Source organism: Halopelagius longus (genome assembly GCF_900100875.1).
Taxonomy (GTDB): domain Archaea; phylum Halobacteriota; class Halobacteria; order Halobacteriales; family Haloferacaceae; genus Halopelagius; species Halopelagius longus.
The window spans coordinates 162,966-178,556 of the sequence record NZ_FNKQ01000004.1; the positions used below are offsets into that span (position 1 = coordinate 162,966).

Genomic DNA, 15,591 nt, shown 5'->3' on the forward strand with positions numbered 1-15,591 from the left:
CTTCTCGTCGCCGACCGGTGCGGTGTCGCGTCGGGACGGTCCGGCGACGGTTTCGGTCTTCGGACGGGCCTGTGGTCGCGGGCGGTCAGGGGGTCGGCGCGGGTTCGTCTTCCAGTCCGTGCAGCAGTGCCCCTCCGGTCGCGGTGTCGAACAGGTGGACGTTGGACCGGTCGAAGGTGACTTCGACGTCTGCTCCCTCCTCGATGTCCTCCTCGGGGTCGACGGTCATCAGGAGGTACTGCTGACTGACCTCGCCGCCGGTCTCTCGGTCCGTCGGCACCGCCTTCTCGGGGATGAGGTAGACGAACATCCGTTCGCCGATCGGTTCGAGGACGTCGACCGACGCGCGCACCGACCCGAGCGACTCCGAGTCGGGGAGCGCCGCCCGGAAGTGGATGTCCTCGGGGCGGACGCCGAGCGTCACGTCCGTCGCGTCGCCCACGTCGGTCGAGCCGAGGTCCACCCGCAGTTCCTCCGCCTCGAAGTGACTCCCGGAGACGGTTCCGTCGACGAAGTTCATCGCGGGCGACCCGATGAACCCGGCGACGAACAGGTTCGCGGGCTCGTTGTAGCAGGTCAACGGCGGGGCTATCTGCTGGAGTTCGCCGTCGTCGATGATGGCGACGCGGTCGGACATCGTCATCGCCTCCTCTTGGTCGTGCGTGACGTAGATGGTCGTCACGTCGAGTTTCCGCTGAATGCGTTGGAGTTCGGTCCGCATGTGGACGCGAAGCTTCGCGTCGAGGTTCGCCAGCGGTTCGTCCATCAGGAACACCTCCGGGTCTCGGACGATGGCGCGGCCGATGGCGACGCGTTGCCGTTGGCCGCCTGAGAGTTCGCTCGGCATCCGGTCGAGCATCCCGTCGAGCTGCAGCACCTCGACGGCGTCGTCGACGCGTTCCTCGATTTCGTCGCTGTCCGTCCCGCGGATGCGCAGGCCGTAGCTGATGTTGTCGAACACGTCCATGTGCGGGAACAGCGCGATGTTCTGGAACACCATCGCCAAGTCGCGGTCCTTGGGAGGCAGGTCCGTGACGTCCTCCTCGCCGATGTAAACCGACCCTTCCGACGGTTTCGTCAGTCCGCCGATCATCTCGAGCGTCGTCGACTTCCCGCACCCCGAGGGGCCGACCAGCGAGATGAACTCCCCGTCCTCGATGTCGAGGTTCATATCGGTGACCGCGACGACGTCGCCGTATCGCTTGGTAACGCTCTGCAACCTAAGTGATCCCATACCAGCGAGCAGTTCACAGTTCAGTTACATAAATGTTGACTGGCGGCCGGCACGTCGCTCGACGGACGATTCGACGTGAGATGTAAGTGGTATGCCGATACTTACCACAATCAGAGGGGTTTTTGCGACAGTCGCGAGTCCGCATCGTATGGACGTAGGTGTCCTCACAGTTTCGTTAGCGGACAGAACGGTCGAAGAGGCGTTCGCGTACCTCGACGAGATAGGCGTGGACTCGGTCGAACTGGCGTGCGGCGGGTTCGTCGGCGACGACCACCTCCCGCAGTCGGAGTATCTCGACGACGAGGCGGCCCAGGCGGAACTCCGGAACCTCCTGGAGGAGTACGGCCTCCGAATCGCGGCGCTGGCGACGCACAACAACCCGCTTCACCCCGACGAGGAACGCGCCGCGGAGGCCGACGAGGAGATTCGGGGCGCGATTCGCCTCGCCGAACAACTCGGCGTCGATACCGTCGTGACGTTCTCCGGTCTCCCGGCGGGCGCGCCGGGCGACTCGACGCCGAACTGGATTACGGCCCCGTGGCCCGACGAACACCGCGACGCCCACGAGTACCAGTGGGAGGTGGCCGTCGAGTACTGGTCGGAACTGGCGGCGTTCGCCGACGACCACGGCGTCGACGTCGGCATCGAGATGCACCCGAACATGCTCGTCTACGAACCGCACGGGATGCTCCAACTGCGGGAGGCGACCAACGAGCGAATCGGCGCGAACTTCGACCCCTCGCACCTGTTCTGGCAGGGTATCGACATCACCGACGCCATCCGACTGCTCGGCGAGGAGGACGCGATACACCACTTCCACGCGAAGGACACGAAGGTGTACGAGAGCAACGCCCGCGAGAAGGGCGTCCTCGACACCCTCCCGTACACGGAGGAGGCCGACCGCTCGTGGCTGTTCCGTTCCATCGGTTACGGGCACGGCGAGGAGTTCTGGAAGGACGTGGTCTCCACCCTCCGGATGGTCGGCTATGAGGGCTCTCTCTCCATCGAACACGAGGACTCGCTGACCTCCTCCCCGGAGGGACTGGAGAAGGGCGTGGACGTCCTCCGACGCGCCGTCTTCGAGACGGAACCCGGCGACGCGTACTGGGCGTAACCCCGACCGATCGACGCCGGAGTCGCGGCGTTCCGACCTCGATTCGGGGGATTAGTGCATCCCGCGCCGGTTCCGACTCCCCGAAAACGAAATTATTATCCGAGAAAGATTTTTGGCGGAGGTAGCCGATTGTGACCACGGAGTAATAATAGATGGTTGACACGACACGCAGGGACGTGCTGCTCGGTCTCGGCGCCGGAACCGGACTCGTACTCGCTGGCGACGCCGTCCGCGCGCAAAGCGACGAATCGACGTCGGACGAACCGTACCGGGACGCAGACAGGCCGATGGACGACCGGGTGGCGAAGTTGGTCGGACGACTGACCACCGAGGAGAAGATATCGCTCCTCCACCAGTACCAACCGCCGATTCGGCGGGTCGGGTTGGGTGCGTTCCGGACCGGCACCGAGGCGCTACACGGCGTCTCGTGGTTGGAGGAGGCGACCGTCTTCCCGCAGGCAATCGGACTCGGCAGCACGTGGGACCCGGACCTCGTGGAACGCGTCGGAAGCGCCGTCGGCGACGAAGTGCGCGGGAAACACGACGCGACGCACGGCGGCGTCGGCCTGAACGTCTGGTCGCCCACGGTGGACCCCCTCCGGGACCCGCGGTGGGGTCGAAACGAGGAGGGCTACTCGGAGGACCCCCTCCTGTCCGGCGAGGCGGGGACCGCTTACGTCCGCGGACTCGCCGGGCAAGACTCGGAGTACCTCAAGACGGCCCCGACGCTGAAGCACTTCATCGGGTACAACAACGAGACGGAGCGAACGACCACGAACGCCGAGATTCCGCCGCGACTCCTCCGCGACTACTACGCGGAGTTCTTCAGACGGCCCATGGAGTCCGGCGACGCCGTCGGCGTGATGGCGTCGTACAATCTGGTCAACGGCCGGCCGATGACCGTCTCTCCGATGCTGGACGAGATGGTCCGCGAGTGGGCGCCGGACGGGTCGAAGGTGATGAACGTCAGCGACGCGTGGGCGCCGGTGAACCTCACGGGCGCACAGGAGTACTTCGAGTCCGACGCCGTCGCCCGCGCGGCCGCAGTGAAGGCGGGACTCGACAGTTTCACCGAGTACGGCTCCGACAGTTCGACGACGACCGACGCCCTCGCGACTGCGCTCGAAGAGGGCCACTTGGACGAGGCGGAACTCGACGAGGCGGTCGGACACGTCCTCTCCGTCCGGTTCCGCCTCGGGGAGTTCGACCCCGACTCGGAGGTTCCCTACGCGGACATCACCGACGACGTCATCGGACGGCCCGAACACCGCGAACTGGCCCGCGAGGCGGCGCGCAAGCAGGCGGTGTTGCTGAAGAACGACGACGACGGCGACGGCGTCTTACCGCTCTCGTCGGACGAGACGGTCGCGGTCGTCGGACCCCTCTCCGAGAGTGTCTTCGAGGACTGGTACAGCGGAACGCCGCCGTACCGCATCACGGTTCAGGAGGGAGTTAGGGACCGAATCGGAGCCGAGAACCTCCGGAGCGCGAAAGGAGCGGACACGATAGCGCTCCGGCACGCGGAGTCGGACCGGTACGTGACCGCGGGCGTGAGTGCCGGCGGCGGCGGACTCGGACTCAACGAAAACGAGGCGCCGAGCGTGCAGTTGTTCGACGCCGTCCAGTGGGACGAGCGTTCGTGGACGCTCCTCGCGTCGGCGAACCAACGGTACGTCACGGTGGACGGCGACGGACTCGTCAACGCCGCGGAGGCGCCCGCCGGGTGGGAGACGGTCGCGGAGACGTTCGAGTTCGTCGACGTCGGCGGCGACGCGGTCGCACTTCGCCACAGGCAGAGCGACACGTTCGTGGCGGTCGAGGAGGGGTCGCTCGTCACCGGCGCGGAGAGTGAGAGCGACGCCGCGACGTTCGTCCGCGAAGTCCGCGAGAGCGGCATCGACGCCGCGATTGAGGCCGTCTCGGAGGCCGACGCGGCCGTCGTCACGGTCGGAACGCACCCGCTCATCGGCGGGCGCGAGACGAAGGACCGCGAGGACCTCGGTCTCGCGCCGCGTCAACAGGAACTCCTCGAACGGGTCGTCGACGAACACCCCCGGACCGCGGTGCTCCTGCAGACGAGCTATCCGGTGACGATGGGCGGTGCGCAGGCGGACGCGGGTGCCGTCCTCTGGAGTTCCCACGCCGGGCAGGAGACCGGCCGAGCGCTTTCGGACGTGCTGTTCGGTTCGACCGCCCCCGGCGGCCGACTCCCCCAGACGTGGCCGAAGTCCGTCGAGCAACTTCCGGACATCACGAACTACAACATCGCGGAGACGGGCGCGACCTACCGCTACGGCGACGACGATCCCCTCTACGCGTTCGGGCACGGACTCTCCTACTCGACGTTCGAGTACGGCGACCTTCAGATTCCCAACTCCGCGCTCACGTCCGGCGACGCGGCGACTATCAGCGTCGAGGTGACGAACGCGGGGTCGAGAGCGGCCGACGAAGTCGCCCAACTGTACACGTGCCAGCAACGCTCGCGGACGGACCAGCCCAGACGGGTGCTGCGCGGCTTCGAACGCGTCCGCCTCGACGCCGGGGAGTCGACGACGGTGGAGTTCGAAGTCGATCACGATGAGTTCGCCTTCTGGGACGTAACCCGGAACGAACGGGTCGTCGAGCGCTCTCGACACCGCGTCTTCGTCGGGTCGGCCTCCGACGACATCCGGGCACGCGGGACGTTGCGCGTCGACGGCGAGGAGATTCCGCCGCGGACCCTCTCGGAACCGACCCGCGCCGTCGACGCCGACGACTGGACGTGGTCGGAGATAGACCTGCTCGACCGCTCGAAGTCGGAGGGAACCGTCGTCGGGATGACCGCCGACTCGTGGGTGTCGTTCGCCGACGTGGACCTGCGCGAGAAACCGACGGAAGCGACCGTCTCGTTCGCCCGCCCCGAAAGCGGAACCGCGACGGTGGAGCTTCGACGCGGGTCGCCCTCGGGGACGGTCCTCGGTCGGACGGACGTCGAATCGACCGGCGGCGAGTACGCCTACGAGGACGCGACGTTCTCGCTTGAGAAGGCGACCGGGAAGAACCGGGAACTCTACCTCGTCGCCCGCGGCGCGGTGCGGGTTCACACGCTTCGGCTGGGGTAATTCGAGGCGACGACGCGCGGCGAACGGCCAGAGCGGACTCCCGCCACGTCCCCGCTACGGCGTCCGTAACCGTCGGCGGCGTCTCTCGCTGCGGTCTCCCAGCCGCACTATTCGGTGGAGCGAAAGCGGCGTCGGCAGACCGCGGTTCGTTCGGGGGACTTTCTGCGTGGCGGACGCCAGCGACAGAGACGGAGACGACATCGCTCGCGACCGCCGACGAACCGATTTCTGAGATAGAAAAGGGGATGCCGAACCGACGAACGGCTCCCCCCGCCGAAACGACTCGCTTCTCTCCGCCGTACCAGCCGTTAGCAGTCGTCTCGTGGCTCGAACCGGCTTTTCTCTCCAACTTCTGGAAAACGAGCTCAACTTATGAATTCTGAAATAGGGGAATCACTTTCCGGATTTTCACCGTCTCCGAGGGCCGCAACAGTATCCTTCCTTGCCGGTCGGAATCCCGTGACGAACTGCCAAAGCGGCGTCGGCCGACGTTCCTCTTCGCGGCCGTTCCCATTACAATCCTATGGGTGTTCGCTCGATGGGAGGCGTCCGTTCGGAATCGATGGACTCTCCCGGCGAGCAGAGACGGTTCGTTCTGTCTTAGAGAACCATAGGCCTGTGCGTCGCACGGCGGTCCTCGGCACGTTCTGGCCGCGTTATCGACGCTCGACTACTTCTCTTTGGGAATCTGGAATCGGAGATCACACTCGTGAGGAACGGTTCGTCCGAGCGACCTCCGCGATTGTCACTGTCATCTTACTCCTCGGAACAACTAGAGTTTCGCTTGCCAGGATTACACAGCAGATGTTCCCCTCGGTCTGCGGTCTATTTCATTCCAGACTTTGGCGTCGGCGCCTTCCATGATACAGACAGCCGACAGGGCTGCGCTCAAGGGAGGGGGTGTCCCGGTGTTCTCGATTACTGATTCCCCTCCGTCTACTGATTCGCGTTGTTGCCGAGTGTCGCTGTTACTACCTCAGGAACCGCTCGAGTAGGTCTCTCCGTTGATCGTAAGATCACAGGTGTTGAACGTAGCACTGATGGAACCGCCCCAGATCTCGGTGCCAACCTCGCAGCCGGTGAGGGTCAGACTGTCGCTGACACCGAAATAGCTATCCATGTAATCCATGATCTCCGTGAAATCTACCTGTCCGGAGGAAGCCCCACCAGCGATGCGGAAGATCTGGAACTTCCACCCTTCGGAGTGGTCGTAGTCGGCCCAGTGATCGATCTGGTTGCCGTACTTGTCAGTGCGGACGTTTTCCTGGACCATCGGGTGACTGAGGTTACTGCCCCAGTCGAGCACGAGCATGACCTCGTATTTGATCGGTGGGTTGTTCGCCTGAGGCTGGCCGTCGAGGAGCCACCATTCCTCGGCGAGGTTCCAGTCGCCGCCGCTCTCGTTGAGGCTGATATCCCACTCTAGTTCGAACTCCGAGATATTACTTCGTTGCGTCGGTAGTTCTGAAATACCGCTGTCTGAACCCCACGGTCGGCCGCCGCAGAACGTCTGCGGATAGTTGATCCCCGCGCCGGTCGAGTCGGAATCCCAACCGTATCGACCGTCGTCGTGCCGCCAAATGCACTGGGTAGCGTCCGGGTCTCCCCACTTGTTGTTCAGGACGTGCCAATTGCTGTTGGCGACTTCGATCACCTCTCCACTTGCGCAGGTCTCTTCGGCTTTTGCGGCTGACGCGGGAGAAGTCGCACCGACACCGAGCGCTAGTGCGCTCGCACCAGCGCCTACTGTCTGCAGGAGGGAACGCCGTGTCCTCTCCTCTGAGTGGCTTTTCCGGTCGTTGCTCTCGACAGATTGACCATCGGTATCTTCCCACATACCAGTTCCTCTATTCATAACAATAGATGATAAATATTCCTCTATTTTGTTGATGTATATCGCTGTTAATCTACGTCGGCCGACTGTGATCGTTTACCATTCGACCCGTCGCACTAGTTCGTCAGATCTCCCGCTTAGTCGGTGACCATCCCCGTCCAATGCTGCGTCCTCTTCCGAGAACGTTCGGGGTCTCTCAGTTCTGCTTTCTCCGAATCAGTACGAGTGAGGCTTGTGTTTCGACTCCGTCCATCCAATGTGAGGGTCCGGAGAGGCGGGGTAGAGACGAACTCCCAGGGCGCACAGGCTTTCCCTCGCGAAAGTCGCGCTACGTTCCGATGGTCGAACAGATCCGGGTGGCGTCAGAGAGTGGCAGTTATCCACCACCACTAATCAGCGGCAAGCCCGAGGTACACGTCGACGTCGACCGCATCGGCTGATTGGAGGACGAAACCGTCGCCGTCTGAGGCGGCCCGCAGTGGGTTTTTCGTCCCGTCCGTCCGACGACCGCTTTCTGAGATAGAAAAGCGGATGTCGAACCGACGAACGCCCCTCGTCGCCGAAACGACTCGCTTCTCTCCGCTGAACCGGCCGTTAGCAGCCGCCTCGTGGCTTGAAACGACTCTTCGTCTCCAATCTGTGGAAAACAAACTCAATTTATGAATTATGAAATAGGGGAATCACTTTCCGAATTTTCATCGTCTCCAAGAGCCGCGAGGATGTCCTCCGTTACAGTCGTACTCCTGTCAGGGAGTGGGAAACCGGCATCGGCCGACGGTCCTCCTCGATGACGACTGATCCCGTTACAGCACTTGAAATGTTCGTAAAACGGGTGGCGGCCGTTCGCGGCCGATGGAATCCTCCCCTCGAGCGGAGGCGGTGCTTTCTGTCGTAGGGAATCGGAGTGTCGATGCGCCGTACGGCCGTGCCCTTGACGAGTTCCGGATGCGTAACCGACGCTGCACTACCGCTCTTCGTCCAGAATCTCGCCGACGGTTTCGCCCGTGCGCTTGGCCTCGATGTCCGTGTAGCGTTCGTGCGTCGTCTCGATGCTCTTGTGGCGGAGCGTCACCTGGGCCAACTCGGCGCTTCGCTGGTACAGTTCGTGGCCGAGTCCGCGGCGCGCGCCGTGGAGTTTCAGCACGTCGCCGTCCTCGCGTATCCCCGACTCTTCGGAGAGTCGAGCGAGGATGCGTCGTCCCCCTTCGACGGTGAGAGAGGGCGGCGCGAGGCCCAACGTCCGCAGGGCGTCGTCGATTCGCGCGGGCGTGCACAGTTCCTCGATTCGGTCCTCGTCGTCCACCGTTTCCCGCACGAGGGCGTACTTGCTCGGGAGGTGACCGCTCTCGAACACCGGCCAATCGGCGTTCGGCGGATTCTGCCGTCGTCGGTGCCGTTCGAGGTAGCGGCGCGCCTGCGGCGGAACCGGAACCTCCTCGCGTTCCCGCGACTTTCCGAGCACCTCTAAGTAGCCGTCGTCGAGGTGGACGTCGCTCCAGCGCAGTCCCCGCCGGCGCGAGTCGCGCGGTTCGCGGAGTATCTCCGCGCCGCGGACGGCGGTGTACGCCACCGTCGCCACCAACGCGCGGTCCCGAACCGCCGTCGCGCCGTCCATCCACTCCGAGTCGAGGGCGTCCTCGGCGCGCCAGTCGGCCCACCGGACGATGGCCTCGCGGGTTTCGCTCCGCCAGAACTGCTGTCTCGACTCGCTGGACCCCGCGCTCTCCTCGGGGAGTTCGTTCTGCGCGACGGCCTTCGCCGCCGGGTTCTCCGCGATGTACTCCCACGCGACGGCCCACGAGAGGAAGGCGCGGACGCGGGCGTAGTACTGGTGTGCGCTCCGCCCGGAGATACCGCTCCCGTCGTCCGACTCGCGCGCACCGACGCGGCGCTTGAGGTGCCGCGCGTACGCGCCCAACGTTCGGGCGTCGAGGCCGTCGAACGTCTCCACGCCGCGTTCCTCGCACCACGCTATCCACGAGGTGAGGACGCGTTCGGACTCCGTCGCGTACCGACCGTCGCCCTCGGCGGTCCCTTTGCTCTCGACGAACGTCGCCAACGCTTCTCGGAGTGTCGGTGCGGCGGTCTGTTCCTCGGGTCCGGATTGGGCGGGCATTCGTACGGTCGATGGAGACGGGGGTTTGTAAAGTCACGTGTGATTCCGTCCGCCGCCCGCCATCCTCGTCGGGTCTCCGCCGCCGACGGCTTTCGAATCGTTACAGAGATAGGTATGTAACGGACGGAGACACGTCTCCGAGCGAACATCCCGTTGGTACAATCACTTCTGAGTCCCTATCTTGGTGTGCAATACATTCTCATTCGAACGGCTCGTCCCGCGAAAGGCGACGCTCGTCCGAATATTCGGGCTACAGCGGCAGTAGAGACGATGAACTCTCGGAGAGTTCCTCCTCGTTCGTCGGCTCGCCGCTCAGACCGCTCAGATCGTACGCTCGACGCCTTTCTCCGATGTTATCGATTCCCCGTGGCCGGGTAACTACCTCGCCGACTGCTACTGTTTGCGATACAAGGTAGTCGGAAATACAAAATCAGTTGGACTACAGAGATCGAATCAGCGCCGTACAGCGCTCTCTCGGAGAGTTAGGAGTACTCGAAGTGGGGGTCGGAGAACCGCGACGGGGCACTGACGGAGACGAGTCACCGCCGGGCGACTCCGTCTCCGTACGTCCCTCCGTCGGGGACGACCCGCCGGTAACGGGTCGGTCACCCGTGCGCCGGAGGGCGCGGGGAGGCGAGGGGGAAACCGCCGTTACCGACAGACGTACCGGTCACCGTCCGACCGAACGTGGCCCTTCTCGACGAGGCTTCCGAGGACCGGGTAGAGCGTAATCGTCTTCATGTCGAGCGCCGTCCGGAGGTGTTCGAGGCTCTCCTCCTCCGTCTGACGCAGGTAGAGGTAGACGAGTTTCGCCCGGGGAGACTGGAGGTCGGACGGGAGGGACTCGTCTCTCGAGAGGGGCGACTGTTCTTCGGGCGTACCGTTCTCTGTCGTGAGTTGGGTGCTCTTCATTTGTTGTATGTTTTGTGAGGTAAACGACACCGAGTCCGCTGGAGATGGCCTCTCGGAGGTCTTGTTCCGGGATATCTGGCGGCGGCTCGGTGTATTTCATCTGTCACTTCTGCGTTCACTAACGTCATGCGCGGAAGACGCCATAAAACTTACTCAGGGTCGTTCGGACGTTCTCCGCCCCGTAGACGTACGACGGCGTCCCGCACCGACGTTCGGTCGCACGGTCCGCGGCGGCCGCCGTCGTTCCCGTCTCGAACCGTGACCGTCTCCTCGCCGTGCGTGTGGCCCAGTTATTTTGTCGGCTCCCGCCGTCTGTCCGGTACATGACTCGCGTAGTCGTCATCGACGGATGTCGGACGCCGCACGGTGCGCTTCTCGGCGCGCTATCGGACACATCGGCCGTCGAACTCGGCGCTCGAACGCTTCGGGGCCTCCTCGACCGAACCGACGTCGACCCGGCGGCCGTGGACTGGGCCGGTCTGGGGAACGCCATTCAGGCGGGAGTGGGGCAGGCCCCCGCGCGGCAGGCGGTCACCGAGGCGGGCCTCCCGAACGACGTGGCGGCGACGACGATAAACGAGGCGTCCGGGTCCGGACTCCGCGCGTTGACGCTCGCGTTCGACCGCATCCAGGCGGGGCGGGCGTCCGTCGCCGTCGCGGGCGGCATGGAGTCGATGTCGAACGCGCCGTACCTCTCGACGGAGACGCGGAAGGGCCGCCGCTACGGGGACGTGCGGATGCGCGATGCGATGATATACGACGGCCTCTGGGACGTGGGCTACGCCGAACACATGGGCGCTCTCACCGAACGCCTCGTCGAGGAGGCGGACATCTCCCGCGAGGCGCAGGACGAGTACGCCCTCGAAAGTCATCGGCGCGCGGTGGAGGCCATCGAAGCGGGGCGCTTCGAGGACGAAATCGTCCCCGTCGAGACGGACTCCGGCACCGTCGAGGTGGACGAGGGTCCGCGGGAGGACACCGACATGGACAGACTCGGGTCGCTATCGCCCGCCTTCGAGTCCGACGGGACGATAACGGCGGGCAACGCCTCGGACCTGAGCGACGGCGCGGGAGCACTCCTCCTCGCGTCGGCGGACGCGGTGGACGACTCCGAGGCCCTCGCCACCGTCGCCGACTACGCCGTCTCGTACCGCGACCCGATGTGGTTCGGGAAGTCCGTCTCCGACGCGGTGACCAGCCTCCTCGACGCGAACGACCTGACCGTCGAGGATATCGGCTTCTTCGAGTTGAACGAGGCGTTCGCCGCGCAGATGGTGTACACGATGGACCGCCTCGACGTTCCGCGAGAGAAACTGAACCCGCTCGGCGGGGCCATCGCGTACGGCCACCCCATCGGCGGAAGCGGCGGCTTGTTGGCGACGACACTCGCACACGCTATGGCTGAGGACGGCGTAGAGTACGGCGTCGTCGGGATGAGCGTCGGCGGCGGCGGCGGCATCGCCGTCCTCCTCCGGCGCTGACCGTCCGTCCCTTACAGCCGTATTCCTGTAACAGCACGTGAATTTGTTGGCCGATTCACAGAACTACCGAGCGACCGACCGTCGTCTCATCCCGCGGTTAGACGAGGTCCCGCGCGCAGGCGCCGACCCATCACACCGACATGACCGGAACGGGGGCCGAGTCGCTGACTCTGTCGGTGCAGGCGTACGCGTGCGGCCGCGTCGTCGGCGAGGTTCCGTGTCCGCCCATCACCACGAGGTCGATGTCGTTGGCCGTGACGTAGGAGAGTATCTCCTCGTGCGGACACCCCCTCGTACACGCCACCTCGGCGTCGAGTCCGCGTTCGGACGCCGCCGCCGCTATCTCGGCGCAGTCTCTCGCCCCGCGCCGTTCGACCGCTTCGAGGTAGAGTTCGTCGCTACTCAACGCCGGCGTCCCGTACGTCCGTTCGTCGAGGACGAACAGGGTGTGAACCGTCGCCCCGTGTTCCTCGGCCAGTTCTAGTCCTCGCTCTCCTCCGCGTTCCGCGCCACGACTCCCGTCGGTGGGAATCAAGATGTTCGAGTACACGCGTTCTCGTACGCTCGCTGGGGATTTCAAGGTGTGTGTTACCGAAGTACACTGTCGAGGAGGGCCGACGGGTGTCGGCGCGGCCGTTACCACTCCATGCCGCCGTTGACGCCGATGACCTGTCCGGTCATGTACCGCGAGTCGTCGCTGGCGAGGAACCGCACGATGCCGCAGATGTCCTCGACGTCGGCGAACCGGTCGAGGGGGATGCGCTTGCGAATCTTCTCTTGGACGCGTTCGTCCACGCCTTCGAGCATGTCGGTCCGTACGAACCCCGGCGCGACGCAGTTCGCCGTCGTCCCCGAACTCGCGAGTTCCAACGCGAGCGTTCGGGTGAACCCGAACAGACCGCTCTTGGTCGCGGCGTAGTTCGCCTGCCCGTAGTTACCCTGCTGGCCGACGACGCTCGAGATGTTGATGAGTCGTCCCTGCTCCGCGTCCGAGATGTCGTCGTAGAACGCCTTCGTGCAGTTGAACACGCCGCCGAGGTTCACGTCCATCACCTGGTCCCAGTCCTCGCGGGTCATGTTCTCGAACGTCCGGTCGACGGTGACGCCCGCGTTGTTCACGAGGACGTCCACCGGTCCGTAGGCGTTGTGAACCCGTTCGCGCATCTCCGCGACGGACTCCATGTCGCTCACGTCTGCTTGGACGGCGATGGCGTCGCCGCCCTCCTCCGCGATTGTCTCTACGACGTCGTACGCCTCCCCCTCCGAGGAGCGGTAGTTGACGACGACGTTCGCGCCGTTTTGACCGAGTTCTTCGGCGATTCCGCATCCGATTCCTCTCGACGACCCCGTAACGAGGCACGTTCGGTTGTCCAGTGTCATTGTTGGGTGGTGGAAGGTCCGCTTACTCCCGGCGTTTGGGCTCCGCCGTACGAATCTACCGACGACAATCGGCCAAGTAAGTGTTTCTCAGGATATCCAAACGGTAGTCCGCGGGCGACCGGTCGGCCGGAGAAGAGTACGCCGAGGGTTACTTCGAGGACGTCAGGTCACGCGCCTGCGCTATCCAGTCTCGGACGCGACTCTCGGAGACGCCTATCTCCTCGGCGAGGGGTTCGGCGTCCGACGCGGCGAGGGCGGCGACGTCCTCGACGCCCGCACCTTCGAGGCGTCCGGCGTACCCCGACCCGATTCCGGATATCTCCCGGAGGTCGGTCGGCGTCTCCGCCGGTTCGCCGGCGTCGGTCCCCGTCTCGTCGGCCGATTCGCCGGTCTCGTCGTCGGGCGTTCGCATCTCGTCGATCTGTTCGACGGCCGACTCCGATTCGGGTTGCTCTCGCGGTTCCGTCTCGTCGTCGGCCCGCGGTTCGTCGCGCGTCGCCCCGTCCGTCTCGTCGGCCTCGTCGAACGTCGGCGGTCGCCCGCCTTCGTCCTCGGCGTAGACGGCGCTGTCTTCGTCTTCGGCGAGTCCCGTCTCTCCGCTCGTCTCCGTCGTCCCCGCCCCCGTCTCGGCGGCCTCGCTTTCGTCCGTCTCCTCGACGTAGACGTCCACGTGCCCCTCGTCGGGATGCCGCGAGATGGTCCTGCCGCCCGCCTCGTCGGTTTCGGCGGTTCGGTCGGCCTCGGCGGCTTCGTCTCCCTCGTCGGCGGGTTCGACCCGCGACCGCTTCTCGAACCACTCGCCGACGCGCGGCCAGAGGTCCTCGTGGGACCGCGAGGAGACCGAGAGGCCGATGTGTCCCGTCGGGAACTCTATCGTCGCCGTGTCGTCGCTTGCGACGAGTTCGTTGAACGGGACGCTCGCCTCCGAGGGGACGAGGTGGTCGTACTCGCCGACTATCTGGAGGACGGGCATCGTTATCTCCTCTAAATCGACGTGCTCGCCGTTCAGCGTGTACTCGTTCCTCGCCAGACTGTTCGACTGGTACATCTCTTCGAGGAACTCCTGGTACGCCTCGCCCGCCACGTCGATGCCCTCGCTCAGCCACCGTTCCATGCGGGCGAAGTTCTCGACGAAGTCGTCGTCGTCGAGGTTGTCGGCCAAGCGGGCGTACTTGGTGATGTAGTTGTCCACGGGGTCCATCATGGCGAACCCCGCATCGAGGAAGTCCGAGGGGACGTTGCCGAACGTCTCGGTGACCGTCTCCGGATCGAAGTAGTCGCCGTCGCCCCACTTCTCGAGGATGCCGCCGCTGTCGTCGAAGCAGAGGCCGGCGGCCATGAGGCCGAGCGTTCGGACTTTCTCGGGGTGGAGGGCGGCGTACATCGCGCTCATCGTCCCGCCCATGCAGTAGCCGAGGAGGTGGATGCTGTCCCGTCCGGAGCGTTCGCGCACCACGTCCACGCAGTTCTCGATGTACCTGTTCACGTAGTCGTCCAGCGTCAACGACGCGTCGAGCGCGGACGGTTCCCCCCAGTCGATGAGGTAGACGTCGAAGCCGCTGTCGAGAAGCGACCGCACGACGCTCCGGTCGGGCTGGAGGTCCAAGATGTACGGCTTGTTGATGAGGGCGTAGACGACGAGTATCGGCACGTCGTGTTGCTCCTCCGTCCGCGACTCGTAGTGGAGAAGCTGCAGTTTGTTCTCCTCGTAGACGACTTCGCTCGGCGTCTGTCCCACGTCTACGCCGGTGAACCGCTCCGTCTGCTCTCGCGCCGTCGCGAGGCGTTCGACGGCGTCGGCGGCCGCCGTCCACTGTTGCTGTTGCACGTCGAGTGCGAAGGTGTAGGGGTTCACGGTTCCATCGAGTCGATGATTCGGTCGAGTTTCTGCTCTACGGAGTGTTGGCGCCGTTCGAGTTCGACGAGTCTCTCACCGACCTCCTGCACGTCCGACTTCGTCGCGAACCCGAGGGTGTGAAGCGTCGTCTCCGACATCTCGTCTACGTCCTGCCGGAACTCCAAGACGTTCTGGACCGCCTCACCCGTCGTCGCCGCGAACGCGGTGGTTCGCATCACCTCTTTGAACGCCTCGTTGGCGGCGTTCAGCCAGATGTCTCTAATCTCCTCGGTGTCTACGTCCTCGCCCTCCACGGCGTCGATCGTCCGTTCGAGGTGTTCCTCGGCGGCGGCCATCCACACCTCGTAGGCGCGGGCGTACCCCTCGATACCGTCGCTCCACGCGTCGGCGTCCGTGGCGGAGGACTCCTCTACGGCGTCGAACCACGATTCGACGAACGCCGCCTGCGCCTCGGCGTTCCGTTCGAACGCGTCCGCGAACGATTCGTTCGTCTCCTCGACGAAGCGTGTCCAGTCCTCCTCGGTGCCTGCGGTAGCGTACTCTTCCGACATCGTTTCACTC

Annotated in this window: 11 protein-coding genes; 3 read left to right on the forward strand and 8 right to left on the reverse strand. The window is 64.8% G+C overall.

Going from position 1 to position 15,591, the window contains the following annotated elements:
- Positions 1 to 85: 85 nt before the first annotated feature.
- Positions 86 to 1,234, reverse strand: coding sequence for an ABC transporter ATP-binding protein (locus tag BLS11_RS15860; protein ID WP_092538760.1), 1,149 nt, complete (start codon positions 1,232 to 1,234; stop codon positions 86 to 88).
- Positions 1,235 to 1,382: 148 nt separating this feature from the next.
- Between BLS11_RS15860 and BLS11_RS15865 the strand changes: the two genes are divergently transcribed.
- On the forward strand, positions 1,383 to 2,348 hold the full coding sequence (locus BLS11_RS15865; protein ID WP_092538761.1) for a sugar phosphate isomerase/epimerase family protein: 966 nt from the start codon (positions 1,383 to 1,385) through the stop codon (positions 2,346 to 2,348).
- Between the two features lie 152 nt (positions 2,349 to 2,500).
- Complete coding sequence (locus BLS11_RS15870) at positions 2,501 to 5,449, forward strand: glycoside hydrolase family 3 protein (RefSeq protein ID WP_092538762.1); 2,949 nt, start codon at positions 2,501 to 2,503, stop codon at positions 5,447 to 5,449.
- A 976-nt stretch (positions 5,450 to 6,425) separates the two neighbouring features.
- On the opposite strand, the gene BLS11_RS15875 is transcribed toward BLS11_RS15870, so the two are convergent.
- From BLS11_RS15875 to BLS11_RS15885, 3 genes are all read right to left on the reverse strand, one after another.
- Positions 6,426 to 7,286 (reverse strand): hypothetical protein, encoded by an 861-nt coding sequence (locus tag BLS11_RS15875; protein ID WP_092538763.1) that lies wholly within the window; start codon positions 7,284 to 7,286, stop codon positions 6,426 to 6,428.
- Between the two features lie 961 nt (positions 7,287 to 8,247).
- A complete protein-coding gene (locus tag BLS11_RS15880) occupies positions 8,248 to 9,399 on the reverse strand; it encodes a tyrosine-type recombinase/integrase (protein ID WP_092538764.1) in 1,152 nt (383 codons plus the stop codon).
- Between the two features lie 651 nt (positions 9,400 to 10,050).
- A complete protein-coding gene (locus BLS11_RS15885; RefSeq protein WP_175454475.1) occupies positions 10,051 to 10,311 on the reverse strand; it encodes a TrmB family transcriptional regulator in 261 nt (86 codons plus the stop codon).
- Between the two features lie 323 nt (positions 10,312 to 10,634).
- Here BLS11_RS15885 and BLS11_RS15895 point away from each other — a divergent pair, with 323 nt between their 5' ends.
- Positions 10,635 to 11,792: a thiolase family protein gene (locus BLS11_RS15895; RefSeq protein WP_092538766.1), complete on the forward strand. Its 1,158-nt coding sequence runs from the start codon at positions 10,635 to 10,637 to the stop codon at positions 11,790 to 11,792.
- Between the two features lie 130 nt (positions 11,793 to 11,922).
- Here the strand turns inward: BLS11_RS15895 and BLS11_RS15900 are convergent, their stop codons facing one another.
- The 4 genes from BLS11_RS15900 to BLS11_RS15915 all read right to left on the reverse strand — a co-directional run bounded on the left by BLS11_RS15900 (position 11,923) and on the right by BLS11_RS15915 (position 15,581).
- On the reverse strand, positions 11,923 to 12,342 hold the full coding sequence (locus tag BLS11_RS15900; RefSeq protein ID WP_092538767.1) for a universal stress protein: 420 nt from the start codon (positions 12,340 to 12,342) through the stop codon (positions 11,923 to 11,925).
- Positions 12,343 to 12,428: 86 nt separating this feature from the next.
- Positions 12,429 to 13,172, reverse strand: coding sequence for a beta-ketoacyl-ACP reductase (locus BLS11_RS15905; protein WP_092538768.1), 744 nt, complete (start codon positions 13,170 to 13,172; stop codon positions 12,429 to 12,431).
- Positions 13,173 to 13,320: 148 nt separating this feature from the next.
- Entirely contained in the window at positions 13,321 to 15,027 is a 1,707-nt protein-coding gene (gene phaC / locus BLS11_RS15910) for a class III poly(R)-hydroxyalkanoic acid synthase subunit PhaC (protein ID WP_092538769.1), read from the reverse strand.
- Positions 15,024 to 15,581, reverse strand: coding sequence for a poly(R)-hydroxyalkanoic acid synthase subunit PhaE (locus tag BLS11_RS15915; RefSeq protein ID WP_092538770.1), 558 nt, complete (start codon positions 15,579 to 15,581; stop codon positions 15,024 to 15,026). Before BLS11_RS15915 ends, phaC begins: the two co-directional genes overlap by 4 nt.
- Between the last annotated feature and the right edge of the window lie 10 nt (positions 15,582 to 15,591).